Source organism: Lachnotalea sp. AF33-28 (assembly GCF_003477885.1).
Lineage (GTDB): Bacteria > Bacillota > Clostridia > Lachnospirales > Lachnospiraceae > AF33-28.
This window is the reverse complement of the sequence record NZ_QUEE01000019.1, coordinates 25,131-45,608: the sequence shown is the minus strand read 5'-3', so window position 1 is coordinate 45,608 and position 20,478 is coordinate 25,131. Positions and strand designations below refer to the sequence as shown.

The 20,478-nt window shown below is 48.0% G+C and carries 20 protein-coding genes; 13 read left to right on the top strand and 7 right to left on the bottom strand.

What is annotated here, in order from left to right; genetic code table 11:
• Nucleotides 1-23: 23 nt before the first annotated feature.
• From DWZ56_RS20445 to DWZ56_RS20415, 7 genes are all read left to right on the top strand, one after another.
• Nucleotides 24-776: a YlmH family RNA-binding protein gene (locus DWZ56_RS20445; RefSeq protein WP_118558458.1), complete on the top strand. Its 753-nt coding sequence runs from the start codon at nucleotides 24-26 to the stop codon at nucleotides 774-776.
• Between the two features lie 42 nt (nucleotides 777-818).
• A complete protein-coding gene (aroB, locus tag DWZ56_RS20440) occupies nucleotides 819-1,913 on the top strand; it encodes a 3-dehydroquinate synthase (RefSeq protein ID WP_118558457.1) in 1,095 nt (364 codons plus the stop codon).
• Between the two features lie 31 nt (nucleotides 1,914-1,944).
• Nucleotides 1,945-2,508 carry a signal peptidase II gene (gene lspA / locus DWZ56_RS20435; RefSeq protein ID WP_118558456.1) on the top strand — a complete coding sequence of 188 codons (564 nt, stop codon included), beginning with the start codon at nucleotides 1,945-1,947 and terminating at the stop codon, nucleotides 2,506-2,508.
• A gap of 45 nt (nucleotides 2,509-2,553) precedes the next feature.
• Nucleotides 2,554-3,465, top strand: coding sequence for an RluA family pseudouridine synthase (locus DWZ56_RS20430; protein ID WP_118558527.1), 912 nt, complete (start codon nucleotides 2,554-2,556; stop codon nucleotides 3,463-3,465).
• A gap of 74 nt (nucleotides 3,466-3,539) precedes the next feature.
• Nucleotides 3,540-4,898 carry a Trk system potassium transporter TrkA gene (trkA, locus tag DWZ56_RS20425; RefSeq protein ID WP_118558455.1) on the top strand — a complete coding sequence of 453 codons (1,359 nt, stop codon included), beginning with the start codon at nucleotides 3,540-3,542 and terminating at the stop codon, nucleotides 4,896-4,898.
• Nucleotides 4,899-4,910: 12 nt separating this feature from the next.
• Entirely contained in the window at nucleotides 4,911-6,350 is a 1,440-nt protein-coding gene (locus DWZ56_RS20420) for a TrkH family potassium uptake protein (RefSeq protein ID WP_118558454.1), read from the top strand.
• A 131-nt stretch (nucleotides 6,351-6,481) separates the two neighbouring features.
• Nucleotides 6,482-7,120, top strand: a complete 639-nt coding sequence (locus tag DWZ56_RS20415; protein ID WP_118558453.1) for a cytidylate kinase-like family protein — start codon at nucleotides 6,482-6,484, stop codon at nucleotides 7,118-7,120.
• A gap of 101 nt (nucleotides 7,121-7,221) precedes the next feature.
• On the opposite strand, the gene glmS is transcribed toward DWZ56_RS20415, so the two are convergent.
• Nucleotides 7,222-9,051: a glutamine--fructose-6-phosphate transaminase (isomerizing) gene (gene glmS / locus DWZ56_RS20410; protein ID WP_118558452.1), complete on the bottom strand. Its 1,830-nt coding sequence runs from the start codon at nucleotides 9,049-9,051 to the stop codon at nucleotides 7,222-7,224.
• Nucleotides 9,052-9,613: 562 nt separating this feature from the next.
• Here glmS and ade point away from each other — a divergent pair.
• The 5 genes from ade (at nucleotide 9,614) to DWZ56_RS20380 (ending at nucleotide 15,423) form a co-directional block, all read left to right on the top strand.
• Nucleotides 9,614-11,281, top strand: a complete 1,668-nt coding sequence (ade, locus tag DWZ56_RS20400) for an adenine deaminase (RefSeq protein WP_118558450.1) — start codon at nucleotides 9,614-9,616, stop codon at nucleotides 11,279-11,281.
• Nucleotides 11,282-11,300: 19 nt separating this feature from the next.
• Complete coding sequence (locus DWZ56_RS20395) at nucleotides 11,301-11,924, top strand: Type 1 glutamine amidotransferase-like domain-containing protein (RefSeq protein ID WP_118558449.1); 624 nt, start codon at nucleotides 11,301-11,303, stop codon at nucleotides 11,922-11,924.
• Nucleotides 11,925-12,206: 282 nt separating this feature from the next.
• A complete protein-coding gene (locus DWZ56_RS20390) occupies nucleotides 12,207-12,728 on the top strand; it encodes an AAA family ATPase (RefSeq protein WP_118558448.1) in 522 nt (173 codons plus the stop codon).
• A gap of 881 nt (nucleotides 12,729-13,609) precedes the next feature.
• Nucleotides 13,610-14,344, top strand: a complete 735-nt coding sequence (locus DWZ56_RS20385) for a tRNA lysidine(34) synthetase (protein ID WP_118558447.1) — start codon at nucleotides 13,610-13,612, stop codon at nucleotides 14,342-14,344.
• Nucleotides 14,341-15,423, top strand: coding sequence for a tyrosine-type recombinase/integrase (locus tag DWZ56_RS20380; RefSeq protein WP_118558446.1), 1,083 nt, complete (start codon nucleotides 14,341-14,343; stop codon nucleotides 15,421-15,423). The genes DWZ56_RS20385 and DWZ56_RS20380 overlap by 4 nt, the downstream gene beginning before the upstream one ends.
• 17 nt (nucleotides 15,424-15,440) lie before the next feature.
• On the opposite strand, the gene DWZ56_RS20375 is transcribed toward DWZ56_RS20380, so the two are convergent.
• The 3 genes from DWZ56_RS20375 to yneA all read right to left on the bottom strand — a co-directional run bounded on the left by DWZ56_RS20375 (nucleotide 15,441) and on the right by yneA (nucleotide 17,738).
• Complete coding sequence (locus DWZ56_RS20375; protein ID WP_118558445.1) at nucleotides 15,441-16,766, bottom strand: MATE family efflux transporter; 1,326 nt, start codon at nucleotides 16,764-16,766, stop codon at nucleotides 15,441-15,443.
• Nucleotides 16,767-16,768: 2 nt separating this feature from the next.
• Nucleotides 16,769-17,233, bottom strand: coding sequence for a MarR family winged helix-turn-helix transcriptional regulator (locus tag DWZ56_RS20370; protein ID WP_158584679.1), 465 nt, complete (start codon nucleotides 17,231-17,233; stop codon nucleotides 16,769-16,771).
• Nucleotides 17,234-17,435: 202 nt separating this feature from the next.
• Nucleotides 17,436-17,738 (bottom strand): cell division suppressor protein YneA, encoded by a 303-nt coding sequence (gene yneA, locus DWZ56_RS20365; RefSeq protein ID WP_118558443.1) that lies wholly within the window; start codon nucleotides 17,736-17,738, stop codon nucleotides 17,436-17,438.
• 315 nt (nucleotides 17,739-18,053) lie between these two features.
• On the opposite strand from yneA, the gene lexA reads away from it, so the two are divergent.
• Entirely contained in the window at nucleotides 18,054-18,674 is a 621-nt protein-coding gene (gene lexA, locus DWZ56_RS20360; protein ID WP_118558442.1) for a transcriptional repressor LexA, read from the top strand.
• A gap of 135 nt (nucleotides 18,675-18,809) precedes the next feature.
• Here the strand turns inward: lexA and DWZ56_RS20355 are convergent, their stop codons facing one another.
• The 3 genes from DWZ56_RS20355 to rsfS form a co-directional block, all read right to left on the bottom strand.
• Nucleotides 18,810-19,034, bottom strand: a complete 225-nt coding sequence (locus DWZ56_RS20355) for a hypothetical protein (RefSeq protein WP_118558441.1) — start codon at nucleotides 19,032-19,034, stop codon at nucleotides 18,810-18,812.
• A gap of 253 nt (nucleotides 19,035-19,287) precedes the next feature.
• Nucleotides 19,288-19,881: a recombinase family protein gene (locus DWZ56_RS20350; protein WP_118558440.1), complete on the bottom strand. Its 594-nt coding sequence runs from the start codon at nucleotides 19,879-19,881 to the stop codon at nucleotides 19,288-19,290.
• A 231-nt stretch (nucleotides 19,882-20,112) separates the two neighbouring features.
• Nucleotides 20,113-20,466 (bottom strand): ribosome silencing factor, encoded by a 354-nt coding sequence (gene rsfS / locus DWZ56_RS20345; RefSeq protein ID WP_118558439.1) that lies wholly within the window; start codon nucleotides 20,464-20,466, stop codon nucleotides 20,113-20,115.
• Nucleotides 20,467-20,478 lie beyond the last annotated feature (12 nt).

Sequence of the window (20,478 nt, the reverse complement as noted above, 5' to 3'; positions counted from 1 at the left end):
ACCGGATACTTACAGGAGCGGCTATGGAAAAGGAAGAGCAGCTGCTGCGCAGGCGCCTGGAGGAGCTTGCGGGCACCAGTTACCAAAGGGATATTCCCTTATATAGTGATTTTTTGAATTTAAATGAGCAGACAATTTTTTTGTCCATGATGTCAAGCCTGCCTGTGGCCTGTCGGCTGGAGGGAGGCTATGATCTTGCGGAGAGAAAAATTGTTTGCTTTCTTCCTGTCAGGGAACAGGATCTTGCAAAACCTCCAATTTGCGTGATTAAAATCGCTCCGACCGCTCCCAAATTTGCCAGGCCGTGCACGCATCGCGACTATTTGGGAGCTATACTGAATCTAGGCATTGACAGAGGGAAAACAGGGGATCTTCTCCTGGATGGGAACGTCTGTTACTGTTTCTGCCTCCCGTCCGTATCCGGGCTGATTCTGGAGCAGCTCGTAAATGTAGGCCATAATCCCGTTACCTGCCGGCTTGCGGATGATATTGAAAATATCCCGGGCCCAAGTTTTGAGGAAATCACCGGAAGTGTGGCTTCGGAGAGGCTGGATGCGATTCTGGCGCTGGCTTACAGGCTGTCCAGAGGAAAGGTGGGGGAATGCGTTTCGAGTGAGCGGGTATTTGTGAACGGCAGATGTGTCACTGCAAACAGCCATTCCCTAAGAGAAGGGGATGTGGTGTCGGTCCGCGGGCTGGGCAAGTTCATCTATAAGGGATCCGGATCTTTGAGCAAAAAGGGCCGGACGTTTGTTACGATCCTAAAATATCAATAGCGGCTGGGTTTAATCAGCCGTACATGAATGGAGATAGCATATATGTCAACCAGAATTACGCTTCATAATGACAAAAAATCGATCTACGATATCTGTATTGAATCCTCATTTGACAACCTTCCCAGGGAGCTGGGGCAGCTTGACATAAGCCGGCGCAGGCTCTGCATCGTGTCGGACAGCGCGGTGGCCGGGCTGTATCTGAATGAACTGGAGGCTCTTCTTACGTCCTGCGCCAGGGAAGTGATCAGCTTTGTATTCCCGGCTGGCGAAGAAAGCAAAACACTGGATACGGTGCGGGAACTCTATGAGCATCTGATACTGCATCAGTTCGACCGAAAAGACCTCCTGATCGCTTTGGGCGGAGGGGTAACCGGTGACCTGGCAGGTTTTGCGGCGGCCACCTATCTTAGGGGCATTGAATTTGTCCAGGTCCCGACCACGCTGTTGGCACAGGTGGATAGTAGCATCGGCGGCAAGACCGGCGTGGATTTTTCTTCCTACAAGAATATGGTGGGGGCTTTCCATAACCCCTCTCTGGTCTATATTAACCTTTCCGTACTGAGCACCTTGTCGGAAAGGCAGTATCTGTCCGGCCTGGGTGAGATTGTCAAATATGGGCTGATCAACGATCCTTCCTATTATGACTGGATCAGCTGCCATATTGAAGAAATCCGAAGAAGAGATCCGGGAACTTGTGAGGAGATGATCTCCGGCAGCTGCCATATCAAGCAGGGGATCGTGGAGGAAGACTGGAAAGAGCAGGGAGAACGCGCACTGCTGAATTTTGGCCATACCCTCGGACATGCGATAGAAAAAGAGATGAAATTTGCGTTGCTTCACGGTGAATGCGTGGCGATCGGCAGTATGGCTGCCGCCTGGCTGTCCTGCCGCAGGAATCTGATTTCCGAAGAGGATGTACATGCCTTGAGGGCGCTGTTTGACAGTCTCGGCGTACCGCGCAGCCTGAAAGCGGACGAAATCGATCCGAAAGCCGTATTGAATGCCGTAAAACATGATAAGAAAATGGACGCGGGCAGCATCCGTTTCATACTGTTAGGCCGCATCGGCCAGGCATATATAGAGACCTCGGTGACGGAAAAGGAACTGGAAGATGCGCTGTCAGCAGTGCTTGACTGAATTCTGACACTGCATGCGGATAGGAGCGAATATGGACAATAACAGTAATAATAAAAAACGATCATCTCTGCTGTACTGCACAGTGCTGGCCGCTCTGCTGGTGGCACTGGATCAGTTTACCAAACACCTGGCTGTGCTGCATCTGATGGATAAGCCTCCCATCGTACTGATCAAAGGTGTGTTTGAGCTCACCTATGCCACCAATAAGGGGGCAGCCTTCGGGGTGCTCCAGAACCGCCAGGGATTCTTTCTTCTTGTGACTTCTCTGGTTCTGCTGGTTCTGGTATATTTTACCCTGCGCCTGCCGGAGACGAAACGCTATCTGCCTCTGCGGCTGACCGTCTGCTGCCTGTTTGCCGGGGCACTCGGCAATCTGATTGACCGTGTGCGCCTGGGCTATGTGGTGGACTTTTTCTACTTCAGTCTGATCGACTTTCCGGTATTTAATGTGGCGGACTGCTATGTGGTCGTTTCCTCCATCCTGCTGGCCGTTCTGATCCTCTTTGTATATAAGGAGGAGGAGCTGGCCGTCTTGCTGCCTGCCCGGAAGAAAAATTCCGATCTGCAGGAAAGGGATGAGGAAGGGCGGAAATAAAGTGAACGAAATGAGAGAAGGAGACAACCAGTGACGGGGCCGGATATGGAACATGTGGAACTGACAGTGCCGGAGCATGCGGGCGGAGAGAGAGCGGATAAATTTCTGGCTGCAGCATGTGAAAATCTTTCCCGTTCCTATCTGCAGAAGCTGCTGAAAGACGGATATGTCCGCATCGGTCAGACGCCGGTAAAAAGCAGCCAGAAGGTAACGGCCAATACCGTCATAGACCTCTGGATACCGGAAGCTTGTCAGCCGGAAATAGTGCCGGAGAATATCCCACTTTCAATTCTGTATGAGGACGAGGATGTGATTGTAGTCAATAAGCCGAAAGGAATGGTGGTACACCCCTCCAACGGGCATTACAGTGGGACATTAGTCAATGCACTGCTGTATCACTGCCGGGACAGCCTAAGCGGCATAAACGGAGTGACGCGTCCCGGCATCGTACACCGCATCGATATGGATACCACCGGCGCGCTGGTGGTCTGCAAAAATGACGCAGCGCACAGCAGCCTGGCCTTGCAGCTGAAAGAGCACAGCATTACCAGGAGGTACCGAGCGATCGTATGCGGCGTTTTAAAAGAGGATGAGGGTACGGTGGAGGCGCCGATCGGCAGACATCCGAAGGACCGGCTGAAGATGGCGGTAAACCGCCAGAACGGGAAACCGGCCGTAACCCATTATCGGGTTTTGGAAAGGCTGAAAGGATATACTTATATTGAATGCATGCTTGAAACCGGCAGGACGCATCAAATCCGCGTCCATATGGCAAGCATCGGCCATCCACTGCTGGGGGATACGGTTTACGGCTATACAAAACAGCCCTTTTCACTGCAGGGGCAGACGCTGCACGCTATGGTTCTGGGATTTACTCATCCTAAAACAGGCAGTTACATTGAATGCACGGCGCCTCTGCCTGATTATTTTACAGCGCTTTTAAAGAAATTGAAGTAATAATATACGACAGAAGGGGCGCACAGGTATGCGCACAGGCCATCGGCATCTGGCCGGCGGCAGAGGAGGGTGTTATGCAGATTATTATCGTAGGCGCGGGCAAGGTGGGCTCGACGCTTGTCGAACAGCTAGTGCAGGAGGGAGATAACGTTACCGTTATTGACAATCGGAGCGAGAAGATTCATGAAATCACCGAAAGCTATGATGTGATGGGCATAGTTGGAAACGGAGCCAGCTATTCCATACAGATGGAGGCGGGCGTGGAGAGCGCCGAACTCTTAATCGCAGTCACAGGTTCTGACGAGTTGAACCTGCTCTGCTGCCTGATCGCTAAAAAGGCGGGCAACTGCCAGACCATCGCCAGAGTCCGCAATCCGGTCTATAATAAGGAAATCGGATTTATTAAGGAAGAGTTGGGCATGTCCATGATCATCAATCCGGAGTTTGCAGCTGCCATGGAAATCGCCAGAATACTGCGTTTCCCCTCAGCAATTAAAATCGATACCTTTGCCAAGGGGCGTGTGGAGCTTCTGAAATTTAAGATCCGTCCGGGTTTAAAACTGCACAACTATATGGTATCGGATATACACAACAAGCTCCACTCGGACGTGCTTGTATGCGCGGTGGAGAGAGGGGAGGAGGTATTTATACCCGGCGGCGATTTCATTTTGCAGGAGCAGGATACCGTATCAATCATTGCCCCGCCCAAAGTTTCTTCGGATTTTTTCCGGAAGATCGGTGTGGAGACTCATCAGGTGAAGGATGCCATGATTGCCGGAGGCGGCAAGATCGCTTATTATCTGGCTATGCAGCTCATTTACATGGGGATCGATGTCCGCATCATTGAAATGGATAAAGCCCGCTGTGAGGAGCTTTCCGAGCTGCTGCCAAAAGCCATTGTAATTCAGGGCGATGCCACCGACCAGGATCTTTTGCTGGAAGAAGGGCTGAAGAGGGCTGAGGCTTTTGTAGCCTTGACCAACTTTGACGAAGAAAATCTTCTGCTTGCGCTTTTTGCCAAGAGTGTGTCCAATGCAAAACTGGTAGCTAAGGTGAACCGTATAAATTTTAAAGATGTCATCAACCAGCTGGATATAGACAGCATCATTTATCCCAAATACATTACATCCAACAATATACTGCGATATGTCCGTGCGATGGAAAATTCCATCGGCAGCAACGTGGAGACGCTGTACAAGATACTGGATAACCGTGCGGAAGCGCTGGAATTTAGGGTGCAGGAGGAATCCCCCGTCACAGGCATCACGTTAGAGGAACTGGATCTGAAGAAAAACCTTCTCGTATGCAGCATCAGCCGTGCAGGCAAGGTATTTATACCGGGAGGACGCGATACGATACAGGTGGGAGATTCTGTCATTGTGGTGACGACTAACGCCGGACTGCATGATATACGGGACATACTACGAAGTTAAAGGACGCTCGCTATGAACTATTCGATAATCTTATACATACTTGGATGGATACTGAACTTTGAGGCCGGATTCCTTGTCCTGCCGGGAATCGTGGCCATTATTTACAGGGAGAAGAGCGGGTTTGCGATATTGGCCACGCTGCTTATGTGCCTGTTTCTGGGCCTTCTGTTGACCAGGAAAAAGCCGAAGAGCACAGTCTTTTATACGAAAGAGGGCTTTATCACCGTCTCTCTCGGATGGATTGTATTAAGTATATTCGGCGCTATGCCATTTATTTTTAGCAGGGAGATACCAAGCGTCACGGATGCTCTGTTTGAGACCATCTCTGGCTTCACCACTACGGGCGCCAGCATTTTGAACGAGGTGGAATCCCTGTCCCACTGTATTCTGTTCTGGCGAAGCTTCACGCACTGGATCGGCGGCATGGGCGTGCTGGTCTTTATCCTCGCGATACTGCCGCTGTGCGGAGGGTATAACATGAATCTGATGCGGGCGGAAAGTCCCGGGCCTTCAGTATCAAAGCTGGTGCCCCGGGTGCGTTCCACAGCGATGATTCTGTATGGAATTTATATTGTGCTGACACTCACGGAAATAGGCTTTTTGTTGGCGGGCCGTATGCCGTTGTTTGACGCGCTGACCACTGCATTCGGCACGGCCGGTACCGGCGGTTTCGGCATCAAAAATGATAGTATGGGCAGTTATTCCGGCTATATACAGACTGTGGTGACCGTATTCATGATCCTCTTTGGCGTGAACTTCAGCGTCTATTTTCTGGTGCTGATCCGTAAACCCAAACAGATTTTACAGTGTGAGGAGCTAAGGCTTTATCTGCTCGTGATTTTTGCCGCCATAGCGGTGATCTCTGTCAATGTGCGGGGACATTTTGACAGCATGGGAGACGCGATTCATCATTCCGCCTTTCAGGTTGCTTCTATCATAACGACAACCGGATTTGCCACTGTGGATTTCAATGTATGGCCTCAGGTTTCCAGAACCATACTCATCATGCTGATGTTCATCGGCGCATGTGCCGGCAGCACTGGCGGCGGTATTAAAGTATCCAGAATACTGATTTTGCTAAAGACGATCAAAAAGGAATTATACACGTTCCTGCATCCTCACAGCGTTAAGAAAATCAAGATGGACGGAAGAACTGTGGAGCATGAAGTGGTGCGCTCCGTCAATGTGTTCCTTGTGGCCTATGTGATCATATTTGCGTTTTCCGTGCTGCTGGTCGGTTTTGATAATTTTGACCTCACCACCAACTTCACTTCGGTGGCGGCGACTTTGAACAATATCGGCCCCGGCCTGGAGCTGGTGGGACCGGCGAGAAACTTCTCCATTTTCTCACCGTTTGCGAAATATGTGCTGATGTTTGATATGCTGGCGGGACGTTTGGAACTGTTCCCGATGCTGCTGTTGTTCCTTCCGGCGTCCTGGAAAAAATTCTGATATTATTTTCAGAAAACTATGTACTTTTCCTTCCAATTCTATTATAATATATATAAGAAGCACACCGTTGTGTGTCACGACTTCAGGGTGTATCTGGTGATATAGAATATGGCAGCAAAGGAGAGGATCATATGAATGGTAATATGGTAATTACGATCGGCAGGGAAAGCGGCAGCGGCGGTAAACATATCGGTCAGTTGGTTGCCGAGCGTCTGGGGATTCAGTGTTATGATAAAGAATTGCTGGCTTTAGCCGCCAAGAACAGCGGACTGTGCGAAGAAATATTTGAAACGCACGATGAGAAACCGACCAACAGCTTTTTATATTCTCTTGTTATGGATACTTACTCGGTGGGCTATAATACCACCGGCTATGTGGATATCCCGCTGAACCAGAAGGTGTTTCTGGCCCAGTTTGATACCATTAAAAAGCTGGCGATGGAGGGTCCCTGTGTGATCGTCGGAAGATGCGCGGATTATGCGCTGGCGGATTTCCCGAACACCACCAGCGTCTTTATCACAGGCAACACCGAGAATAAGATTCAGGCATTGATGGAACGCCATAATCTACCCCAGGATAAGGCCAAGGAATATATGGTGAAAACCGACAAGAAACGCGCAAGCTACTATAACTATTATTCCAACAAGAAGTGGGGCAGTTCCAAGAGCTATGACATATGCATCAACAGCAGCGTGCTGGGGCCGGAAAAAACGGCGGACATCATCATTGAGTTTGCGAAGAAAAAACAGGAACAGCTGAACAATAAGTGAAAAAGAATCCCGCTTGAATCAAATGACAGCGGTCATATCCGGGCAGTAAAACCGGATATGACCGCTGTTTTTAGCGTGCGCCGCCAGTGACTATGGATAGGTTATTCCACAGTCACGGATTTTGCCAGGTTTCTGGGCTTATCTACATCCAGACCTTTCGCAACGGACGTATAGTATGCGATCAGCTGCAGGATCACTGCGGTCGGCAGTCCGGTAAAGCAGTCTTCTTTAACCGGGACTGTATAATGGATATCACAGATGCCTTCCGCAAGCCTGGCATTTTCTTTGGTGATCATAATCACATAGGCTCCTCTTGCCTTCACCTCACGTATATTGGAGACGGTTTTCTCAAAAATGCGATCCTGCGTGGCGATGGCTATCACCGGAGTGCCGTCGGAAATAAGTGCAATAGTTCCATGCTTTAGTTCGCCGGCCGCATAGGCCTCCGCATGGACGTAGGAGATTTCCTTCAGCTTCAGAGCTCCTTCCAGCGAGAAGGCATAATCCAGCCCCCGCCCTATATAATAGGCGTCGGACGCGCGGCTTAGCAGCTCTGCGGCCTTTTTTATCTCTTCTTCTTTCTCAAGGACAGATGCAATGGCATCGGTACATCCGAGCAAATTGCGGATAAACTCCGCTCCATGCGCATTATCCATCCTGCCGCGCACCAGAGCCATCTTACAGCCCAGCAGATAGAGTGTAGCGAGCTGGACCGAATATGCCTTGGTGCTGGCCACCGCAATCTCAGGACCCGCATGGGTATAAAGCACATAGTCGCTTTCCCTGGCTATGGTCGCCCCCTTCACATTCACAATGGACAGAGTTTTGGATCCGCAGGATTTTGCCAGCCGCAGGGCTGCCAGCGTATCAATGGTTTCACCGGACTGGGAGATCACAACGGTCAGGGTCTTTTCATCCAGTAGGGGATTCTCATAACGAAATTCCGAAGCGATATTGACGGAAACCGGGATCTTTAGCAAAGGTTCCATCAGCGCCTTACCCACCATGCCCGCATACATCGCAGTGCCGCAGGCGATGATAGCGATCCGGCTGCAGGAAACAAATAAATCATCCGGTATTCCCTCATTGGAGAAATCGGGCAGTGCGTCAGCCAGGCGCGGGAGAAGCGTGTTCTTTAATGCGTCAGGCTGTTCATGGATTTCTTTGAGCATGAAATACGGATAGCCGTTTTTCCTCGCCGCTTCGACATTCCAATTAACGGTGAGGAGCTGCGGTTCGATTTCCTCCCCGTTTCGGGCATACAAGGTTATGCCGCTGTGTTCCCCTTCCCGTTTCATCACCATCAGCACATCCTCCGGCAGCACGAAATACTGCCTGGAATAGTTGATCAATGCGGTCACATCCGATGCCACAAATGCTCCCTGCCCGGTGGAAGCGGCAACCAGCGGACTTACGTTGCGTATACAGTATACGGTGTCCGGAATATCCTGAAAGAGAATACAGAAAGCATAGGACCCCTGTATCTCATCGACCGCCCGGTAAATCGCCTTTGCAGGATCCCCCTGATAGAACCGGTCGATGAGCCTGGCGGCAGCCTCAGTGTCAGTCTCTGAGATAAGGCTGTCCGTAAAACCGTATTTTTCCGATAAAGCGTGATAATTTTCAATAATGCCGTTGTGTATCAGTGTGACACGGCCGGCGCGGTGCGGATGCGCATTTTTATTGCTGACACCTCCATGAGTCGCCCATCTGGTGTGGCCGATGCCGCAGTGGGAGAGGAGCGGTTCCATCTCACACACTTTTTTTAAGTTGGCCACTGGCCCTACGTGTTTGATTATCTGCGTGTCTTCTCCCGCGATATCAAGTGCCAGCCCCGCGCTGTCGTAGCCGCGGTATTCCAACGTCTCCAAGCCCTCTATCAGCACTTCCTTGGCATTTAGAATGCCGGTATATCCAATAATTCCACACATACATATCCGTCCTTTCGATATTTGGCAGTACAAAAACAAACCAGTGGCTGTGACTGGCTTTATGAATCACACTGTGGCAGGTCATCAGCCTCCGGTCGGTGACATTATAACTCTCCGGTTATACCGTATTTGTTTTGCAGTCACCTGCATATTTGCCGGTATATCCCGCACCCGGAGCGGTACGGAAGAGCATCCGCCGAAAATTCGATCACTCTTCACCTCGTCGTCCTTTTCACACCATTTCCGCGGGATCTTTTGTCTCCCGGACATGGCTTCCGTCCGTAAAAAGGCGTCTGGCGCTTCTTTGATTTCTGCTGAAATCCTTACTGTCTGCATCCTCCTCACATACAAATCTCTGACATAATATCATTATATGCAAAATTCGTCAATAAAAATCTAAGAATCGCAGCTGTAACGTTACTGCAAGTAGGAGCAATAAATCTGCCCGGTAAAAAATTATCTTTAAAAGCTCTTTCTTTTATTTTGGTAAAATGGTATAGTGGTTATAATTTAAAAACAAGTTATTTATGAAATATGTCCAAACAGGAAGGAGAATGTATTTATGCCGGCAACAACCAGAGATCTGATCATGACCGCTACCAAACAGGAACTGCCCGATCTGGTGTTTAAAAACGCAAAGGTGGTCGACGTATTCAACCGCGGTATCATCGCGGCCGATGTGGCGGTAACGGGTGAACACATTGTAGGCCTCGGCAGGTACAGCGGAAAGCGGGAAGTGGACGTAAGAGGCTGCTATCTGCTTCCGGCGTTTACAGATGCCCATATTCATTTTGAATCCAGCATGCTGACCCCCGGGGAATATGCCCGGCTTGCCGTGGCCAGGGGAACCACCGCGGTGATCGCAGACCCGCATGAAATCGCCAATGTCTGTGGAGAGGACGGTCTGGACTATATGCTGCGCTGTGCAGAGGGAATCCCCTTTGATGTGCATTTTATGCTTCCCAGCTGTGTGCCCGCGACAGGATTTGAGCATTCCGGCGCGGTGATTGACAGCGAGATGACGCACAGGCTGATGAAAAAATATCCTTTTTACGGTCTGGGTGAGATGATGAATGCGCCCGGCGTTTTAAATGCGGATGAGGAGGTGCTGGGCAAGTTATCCAGTGCAGAAAGGATTGACGGCCATGCGCCGATGGTGACCGGTTCCAACCTGTGCGGTTATCTGTGTGCGGGCGTCATGACAGACCATGAGGTGGGCGATCCGGAAGAAATGCTGGAAAAGATCAGCATGGGGATGTATATACAGATCCGCGAAGGAACCAGCGCCAAAAACCTGGCGCAGCTGCTGCCCGCAGTGACCCCCTATAATATGAATCGCGTGATGTTCTGCACCGACGATTTCCATATCGATGATCTTGCCGATCGGGGCTCCATAGCAAACTGTGTGGCCAAAGCGGTCGGTCTGGGGATGGACCCGCTGGATGCCATCACCATCGCAGCATTAAATCCCGCGCTGTGCTACGGCCTGCGGCACCGGGGCGCCATTGCGCCCGGATACCTGGCAGATATCATTATCAGCCGGGATCTGATCTGCCAGGAGATCGAAGAGGTATACCATCACGGTGTGCTGGCTGCCAAAGACGGGAAGGCTGTGTTTACGGCTGTCAAACCCTCGCCGCAGCGGGTGAGCAATACGGTTAAGCTTCCTGACCTGTCAGAAGAAACCTTTATGTATGAGTTTTCCCCGGAGATGCCGGTGATTCAGGTGCTGCCTCATTCCCTGGTCACCAAAAAGGTATTCAGGGAATCTGCCGATGGGCTGAACCTCTGCGCCGTAATCGAGCGCCACGGAAAATGCGGATCCGTTGGACGGGGGTTCGTGGACAGCTTTTCTGTTAAAAACGGCGCCATAGCCCAGTCTATAGGACACGATTCCCATAATGTGATTGTAATCGGCGACAATCCGCATGACATGTATCTGGCTGTCCAGGCTTTGGGTGAGGGTGGTGGGATAGCGGTGGCCATGAACGGCGCGGTGACCGCTACGATGCCGCTTCCGATTGCAGGGCTGATGTCGGATAAAACTGCCGAAGAAGTGCTGGAAGAGTACCGGGCACTGTGTACGGCCGCCGGCCGTCTGGACTGCAACAGCCAGATCGACCCGTTTATGATGCTGTCCTTTTTGCCGCTGCCGGTGATTCCGGAATTGAAGCTGACAGACAGTGGAGTCTTTGATGTGAATCTGCAGCAATTCTATGGTAATATATGATAAAAGGAAGATATAGCATATGAAGAAACTATTTTTAGCGTCCTTGTTTAAGGATGTATCTGAAATATTTGTAGATTTTGCTAATGAGAATCTTGAAGGCAAGACAGTAACCTTTATTCCAACAGCCGCATTACCGGATAAATTAGATTTTCATATAAAGTATAGTATGGAATTATTAGCTAAAATGGGGCTTAAAGTTGATGAACTGGAAATCTCTACAGCCACTCATTCAGATATAGCAAACAAACTGGAGAATAATGATTATATTTATGTAACCGGAGGGAATACTTTCTTTCTGCTTCAAGAAATGAATAGATCAGGTGCAGGGAATTTGATTAAAGCACAAATCGAAGCAGGAAAACTATTTATAGGCGAATCTGCCGGAGCAATTTTGCTGGCACCAGATATTGAATATTCTAAAGATACGGATAACCCCCTTATAGCACCACAGTTAAAAACATTTGAAGCTTTGAATATGATCGATTTTTATCCCTTACCACACTATAAAAACGATCCATTAAAAGAAGCTGTGGAGAAAGTAATTTCAAAATATGGCGCGGAATTGCCCCTTGTTCCATTCAGCAATTCACAGGCTATCCTTATTACAGGGGAAGAAAAGCAAATTGTTTCAGTGCCGATGTGATTGTAATCGGCGACAATCCGCATGACATGTATCTGGCTGCCCAGGCTTTGGGCAAGGGCGGCGGGATAGCGGTGGACATGAACAGCGCGTTTTCGGTAACGGTGAATAGTAACATTGCAAATGGCTGTTTATGCGTGTGCACCGAATGAAGTGGAAACTTGCAAGAATGATTGGCATCAAATAAAATAATTGCCCGCCGAACAAAGTGAGTATGTTCCATAGGTTATCCAAGCATTTGTTCGGCATGAAGGGAATAAATCGGACTTTATTGGAGGGCTGTCTATGGGAACAGGTATTATTATATGTGGCTTAAATGGCGCTGGAAAGAGCACATTGGGAAAAGCCCTGGCAGAAAAATTGGAGTTCTATTTTATTGATAATGAAGACTTATATTTTCCAAAGACAGACCCCAATTATATCTATGCTTCTCCATGTACTCGTGAAGAAGCAGTAAAACTCTTTTTCAGTGAGATTAAAGAACATGAAAACTTTGTCTTTGCTTCTGTTAAGGGCGATTACGGAGAAGCCATTTATCCCTTTTTACAATATGCCGTTTTGATTGATGTCCCAAAAGATATTCGGTTACAACGAGTTAAAAATCGTTCTTTTCAAAAATTTGGTAATAGAATGCTGCCGGGCGGGGATTTATATGAGCCGGAGGAAAGGTTTTTTGATTTTGTCAAATCCAGGACAGAGAACACAGTTGAAGAGTGGGTACACTCTTTAAGATGTCCTGTCATTCGAGTAAATGGAACAAACTCCATTGAAGAAAATGTAAATGATATCTTAGCGCAAATACAGTGAGAACTTTCAGTCTATTATTGATATGGCTTTTTCAAGAATTTTTATGGAACTGGCGAATTAGTTTACATATTTGAATTATGTAAACTAATTCGCTAATTTTAATAGGGAGAGAAAGATTGACGACCCGCCGCAGGCGGATCCCGTTCGTGGGATTCCTATTTGTATAGACTATAACTTTGAGATTCAAGACATTATCAAGATACTAAGCACATTAAATTTCCGTTTTATGTTTTAATATAATATAACAAATCTTAAATTAAGAATATTTGCGAACAATTCGATTACAAAGGGCTTAAAACGCCTTTTAAGCCAAAAAAAATCAAAAAAGGTATAAACTATTGGGTGAGACCCGAAAACGCGTAAATTTAAAAATAGCGGCAGATAACGCGGTTCGGCTGAATTTGCATGTAAAATCAAGTTGCAGACCGTCAAATCGGGGATGCGCATAGTGTATGAACGTACTTCAGTAAGGTACGGATAGCGATGCCGCCGGTCAAGTGAATCACAGATGGTTAATATTATATCATCACCATTATTAACTGCAATGGCACACGGCTTTTATTGTCACAGATGCGGACGGGATTCATCTGCGGGCAGACAGAAGAATGAGGCGCTGCGGTGTGAATAATGCTAGAAATAAAAACACAGCAGCCGCTGATGGATGATATAAATAGCATCAATGCCGGTTTTATGATACAATACAGCTTGACAGAGGCATAATCGCTGTTTATAATTAAATTCAGCCACATCTATTCGTTAAAGTTGTCTTTCGCGAATAGTTTGAGATCCTTCAGACAGCACTCTTTTTCTGAAACCTCTTTATCAATTTGTATCATGAACCGGTCAAATAATGCTGAAATATACGGAAAGGAATTTCTTCAATGAAACTGCAACGATTATTGAGCTACACCCGCCGCGCTGTGGACGATTATCATATGATTGAGGACGGCGACCGCATTGCCGTCGGGATATCCGGGGGCAAGGACAGCCTTACTTTATTATATGCGCTGCACGGGCTGAAACGGTTTTATCCCAAGAAATTTGAGATCGAGGCGATTACGGTTGATCTGGGTTTTCCGGGCTTTGATCTGTCCGGTGTTAATAACTTGTGCGAGGAACTGAATGTGCCCTATACGGTGGTTCCCACCCAGATTGGAGAAATCATTTTTAAAGAGCGAAAAGAATCAAACCCCTGTTCTCTCTGCGCGAAGATGCGCAAAGGAGCATTTAACGAAAAGGCCAAAGCCCTGGACTGCAATAAGATCGCCTATGCCCACCACAGGGATGATATTGTGGAAACCATGCTGCTTTCCCTGATCTTTGAAAGCCGCTTTCATTCCTTCTCTCCCTATACATATCTGGACCGCATGGATGTGACGGTGATCCGGCCGCTGATGTATGTGCCTGAGGCTGATGTGATCGGATTCAGGAATCTGATGCAGCTGCCGGTCTGCAAGAGCCCCTGCCCCGCTGACGGCTACACCAAGCGCCAGTATGCCAAAGATCTGCTGAAACAGTTAAATGAAGATCATCCGGGAACTACCGACCGCATGTTTTCCGCAGTGATCAACGGAACTATCCCAGGATGGCCCCAAAAAGGAGGCGGCAGGTTATGAAAAGCCGTCCTTACTATGAACAGATCGATATTGAAAATACGACGAAGCTGAGGGAGCTGACCGCTGCTCTCCCACCTTTTGTGAATGACTTTTTCCGCGGCATTGAACAAACCACTTCCTCCAGAACCCGGATCGCCTATGCGTACGATCTGCGGGTGTTCTTTGATTTCCTCCAGAAGGAAAATCCCGTTTTTTCCAGGCTGGATACTCAGTCGGTCACCCTGGAAATGATGGATGAGATAAAGGCGCTGGATCTGGAAGAATATATGGAATATCTGAAGTATTACACCACAGAGGACGGCGATCATATGAACAGGGAACGCGGCATTATGCGTAAAATTGCCTGTGTGAAGACGTTCTATAACTACTTCTACCGCCATGAGCTGTTAAAAAACAACCCTGCCGCCTTAGTCACCCTGCCGAAAGTGTCTGAAAAGGCGATCATCCGGCTGGATGTGGATGAGGTGGCCATCCTTTTAGACCAGGTGGAACAGGGGGATAAGCTGACGAAAAGCCAGCAGGCCTTTCACCGGAAAACAAAGAAACGGGATCTGGCACTGCTCTCTCTCCTCTTAGGTACGGGAATACGTGTGTCGGAATGTGTGGGCCTGGACATCGGTGACATCGATTTTAAAAATGACGGCATACGCATCCACCGTAAAGGGGGCAAGGAAGTGATTGTGTACTTCAGCGATGAAGTCGAGGAGGCGCTGGCGTCTTACTATGAGGAGCGCAAGGCAGTCATCCCGGCAAGCGGCCATGAAAACGCATTCTTTCTGTCTCTGCAGAAAAAGCGGCTCAATGTGCGCAGCGTGGAGAATCTGGTCAAGAAATATACCCAAACGGTGACCACGCTCAAAAATATAACGCCCCACAAACTCCGCAGCACCTACGGCACCAATCTCTATCAGGAAACCGGGGATATCTATCTCGTTGCCGATGTGCTGGGGCATTCGGACGTAAATACCACGAAGAAGCATTACGCTGCAATTGAAGAGGAAAACCGCAGAAAGGCGCGCAACAAAGTCCGTCTGCGGGATTCCGGGCAGCCGATGCATGCGGACGGCCCCACTGATTGAACCGTTTGCGGTATAATTTAATAGCCGTATACCTTTCTGTATTTCAGGATGTAGATCAGAGCGACCACCAGGGCCATCAGCTCCGCTGCAGGGATGGAGAGCCATACACCGTTCACTTCCAGGAGCAGAGGAAGCAGTAAGATTGTCAGCAGCAGAAATACAAATGTCCGGAGAAATGACAATATCGCGGATATCCTTCCGTTGGACAGCGCGGTGAACAGTCCTGATGCAAAAATGTTAAAGCCCATGAACAAAAATCCGGCTGCAAACAGATACATTCCGTGCTTTGCCAGTTCAAACACGCTGCTGCCGGATGCAGCGAACACTCCGATTACCATGTCGGACAGGACTATAGAGAGCCCAAAGGCGATCACAGAGCAGGCCGCTATGAAGATCATGCTGATCCGAAACAGCTGATGCAGCTTCTTTTTGTCCTGCGCCCCATAATTAAAGCTGAACAGAGGGGCGGCTCCTGAGGTATAGCCCAGGAATATGGCAGTAAATAAGAACTGCGCATAAAACACGATGGTCATAGCAGCTACACCGTCTTCACCGAGATAATCCATCATAATCCTGTTAAACAAAAAGGTGGTGACAGACACCGCCAGATTGGAAACCATCTCCGATGAACCGTTGGTACAGGTCTTTCTCAATATGCTTAGGTCCCTGACCGGTTTTGCAAAGCTTAAACTCTTCTGTCCCTTTTCTGAAAAGTATATCAGTCCGATCACGGACGGCACCGCATAACCGATGCCTGTGGCGATTGCGGCCCCCTTAATGCCCATATTGAGAGGCACTATGAACAGATAATCCAGAACGATATTAGCCACGCCTCCGGCTACGGTTGCCCAAAGTCCGAGATTCGGTCTGCCTGCGGTAACAAAAAAGAACTGGAACAAAAGCTGCAGGATGGCAAACGGGATAAAAAGGCTTAAGTAAAATGCATAGTCATAGCAATACCCATAGATTGCATCGTTTGCTCCCAGCACGTGCACGATGCTGCCGGTAAAGCAGATGCAGAGCACAGTGATTATCAGTCCCATCACCACGCCGCTGACTGTGATGAGCGAAAAGCTCTGCCTGGCCAGCATGGGCTTTTTCTCTCCCATCAGCCGGGCTACGATGGCGCTGCCCCCGGTAGCCAGCATGATTCCTACCGCAAAAACGAAGTTAATAACGGGATAGACTATGTTTACCGCAGACAGCGCGCTTGTTCCTACAAAATTTGATACAAATCCGCCGTCAACCATAGTGTAAAAAGAGTTGAAAACCATCATAATCATGGTGGGCAGTGTAAATTTCATTAAAAATCCCGGTGTTATTTTATGCTCAAGTGAACTCATACTTACTCCTTATGCGCGGCCAAAACCGCCGCTCTCTCCTGTCTGGCCTCGTCTTCAAAATGACGGTTGATAATATCCAGCATGCTGCAGAATGTCCGCACTTCCTCCGGAGAATAGGTTGTTTCAATCTCGCCCAACGCCCTGTGAAGCACGCGGTCGTACGCCTTATAATCTTCTAGCAGTTTCTCATTGACATGCAGGTAATATACCCGCTTGTCCTCCTGGCTCCTGGTTTTGTGTACCAGCCCCAGCTTTTCCAGTTCCTTTACCTTGAGTGTTACCGCCGATTTGGCAACATGCAGCGCATCCGCTATGTAGCTTGCGGTACAATGCTCCTTATATGCAATGATATCGAGATAAAGAAGGCTGTTATACGTCACATGTTCATAGCAGCTGAAATTCGCCAGACGCAGTTCATTGATCACCATGTCCAGATAAAATCGGTCCAGTTTCGATTGCAGGCTCATCGGGTTCCCCCTCATTCTCGGTTATAGTTAAGCTAATATAATTATACTTGCTTAACCAATATAGCAGAATAACCGAATTCTGTCAAGAAAAAAAGTGCCGTGTTCCATTCACCTGGACTGGAACACGACACTTTTTTCTTGCTAGAAAATACGACCTATTAAACAAAAACGCTCCGCTTAGAATCGCGCTGCGGCGGTTTAATTATTTATATTCCTGCGAGTAATAGTAAACGGTTAAGCGCTGTCCCTCATAAATTGTATCATCTTTTAAATGATTCATCCTCTTAATCTCTTCAATGTATTCGTGTATGGTGCAGGCGCCCTCCGGCATATATTCCTGTGCAATTGTCCAGAGGGTATCTCCTGCCTGAATTTGGACGCCGGTATAGTATTTATAACCCAGTTCGTCCGAACTGTCTTCTTTTGCTATGGAGATCATACCGCTGCACAGCAAAACACACGCCATAAGAACAATAATAATGAAACAAAGCTTTCTTCCTCTCATCTGGATTTCCCCCTAACGCACTTTCCTTTTTTCATATGTAATTTAACCTGTTCACATCTTTCGTTCATGCAGAAACAAATTGACACATTTGCTCCTATCCGCTCCGGATCAGCGGATCAGATCCTCTGCTGCGGATAACATCATATTTTCGAACAGATGTTGCGAACGAATGTTGTGAACTTATGTTTGTCTTGATTATACCACCCGAACACGCGTTTGTCAAGAGCGTGTTCGAACGAATGTTTTGAAAATCTGTTTGCTTTTTTACCGAACATGTGTTAGGATATAAACAGGATAACAATTAGGAGGTTTTGTATGCCGAACGGAAAAATAACAGCAAAACAAAGGGAAATTTTAGAATTTATAAAGAGAGAAATACTGCAGAGAGGATATCCGCCGGCTGTAAGAGACATCTGTGAAGCCGTCAGCTTAAAATCAACTTCTTCCGTTCACTCCCATCTGGAGACATTGGAGAAGAACGGATATATCAGGAGGGACCCGACAAAGCCCAGGGCGATTGAGATTCTGGAAGACGATTTCAATCTCACACGCCGCGAGCTGGTGAATGTTCCCATCGTAGGTTCTGTGGCTGCCGGCTCACCGATCCTGGCCGTAGAGAATATCGAAGGATACTTTCCCCTGCCTATCGAGATGATGCCCAATAAGCAGTGCTTTATACTCCATGTAAAAGGCAGCAGTATGATCAATATGGGAATACTTGACGGGGATTCCGTGATTGTTGAACAGAACTCCTCCGCTGAAAACGGTGATGTAGTGGTGGCCATGGTGGACGATTCTGCTACGGTTAAGAGATTCTATAAAGAGGACGGACATTACCGCCTGCAGCCTGAAAACGATTTCATGGAACCCATTATAGCGGATGAAGTGGATGTGCTGGGAAAGGTGATCGGACTAGTAAGGATGGATATACACTGATACCGTATCGCATTCGGACGTTTGTACATATTCAAAAAAGGAGAGACCATAACGACATGGATACTCTCCTTTTTATACCGCAGCCGTACCTTTATGGAGATAGCAAAACAGCCTGTACTGCGGCAATTTATTCATTCAGCTGTTTAAGCATCTGATCAGATAGTCCCGCGCCTGCGACGGTGTCTCCAGACAAGTTTCATGTTTTTCTGTCAGGTAACTTACGGCGTCCTGCCATTCCTTTATGCTGTAGTCATCTATATGATCCATTTCTGTGATGATCGAATACCATTCTTTTTGATATTTCAAGTCCGATAAATAATCAAAACCGCATTGACGCATCCAATATTCCAATAATCCCATTGCCTGATCCTCACTATCGCTGCAAATTCGGTGCAATCCGATACTGCACGTCCCAAGGCGTGAAGTAATCGGTGCCGACGGCCGGCGTACTGCTGGCAATTAAATTAGACTTTTTTAACCGGCCATTTTCAATTACATATACTTCCTTAAAGTCTGTAAAATAACTATGAACAGAGCTTAAAAACGCTCTAATAACATTTTAACTGAATTGGTGCTAATTGTCTACCTTTTTTGCCACAGAACGCAAAAATATTCATAGTTCTCTCGCCCATTTAAAAAAAGTCGAATGCGTGATCTGGAGAATCCTGGCAGCCTCTCTCCCGCTTAGTTCCCCGCTCTCCCACCGCCTGCATATGAGCGGGAATTCCGGCGGCTTCTGTTTTTCCGGACGTCCGAAACGCACTCCGCGCATTCTGGCGGCAGCGATTCCCTCCGCCTGCCTCTGACGGATATTGTCCCTTTCTGTCTGTGCCACATAGGATAGCAGCTGCAGCACAATATCGGCGATCAGCGTTCTGGTCAGATCCCTGTTTGTATGCGTGTTTAAGAGAGGCATGTCCAGCACCACGATATCGATCCGCCGTTCTTTGATCAGATACCGCCACTGCTCCAGTATTTCATCATAGTTGCGTCCCAGACGGTCTATGCTTTTAATGACCATCACATCCCCTGTTTGCATGCGCTTTACCAGGCTTTTATAAGCCGGCCGGTTGAAGTCTTTTCCGCTTAGCTTATCCATGTAGATGTGATCCTCCGGTACCGAATACGTTCTTAATGCGATGAGCTGCCGGTCTTCATTCTGTTCTTTTGTGGATACTCTGACATACCCGTAAATCTGATGTTCCATAAGTTCCTCCTTCACCTGTTGTAACCCCGTTAGTGCAGTTACTAGTAAGTACTAGTATTTGCTGTAAGTTTTTATTTTAACATGTTTTATAAAATCAGTACCTGTCAAAAATACACAGCGGATACATGATTCCTGCAAAGCAGCCGATCATAGGCGGAGAAAGTCAAAAACAGGCAGTGCACATTGGTCTCACAATGCACACTGCCTGTTCATACACAGCACATGGCTGTTTTATTTGATTTCATCAATATCCATCTGCCGTCCATCCCTCCAGATCCTCTCCAGATCATAAAAACGGCGGTCTTCTCTGGAAAACACATGGATTACGATGTCCAAATAATCCAGCAGGATCCAGGTAGCGCCCTGATAGCCTTCCACCTGCTTGCATTCATATCCGGCCTTGTAGAGCTTTTCCTGTACATTGTCCACCAGCGCCTGTACCTGATTTGGGTTTGCGCCGCTGGCGATAAGAAAATAGTCGGCGATCACCGTAACACCGGATATATCTATGATAGAGATATCCTCCGCCTTTTTCTCATCGAGGGCGTCATACGCGATCTTTACCATCTCTTTTGATTTATTCATAATTCCTCATTT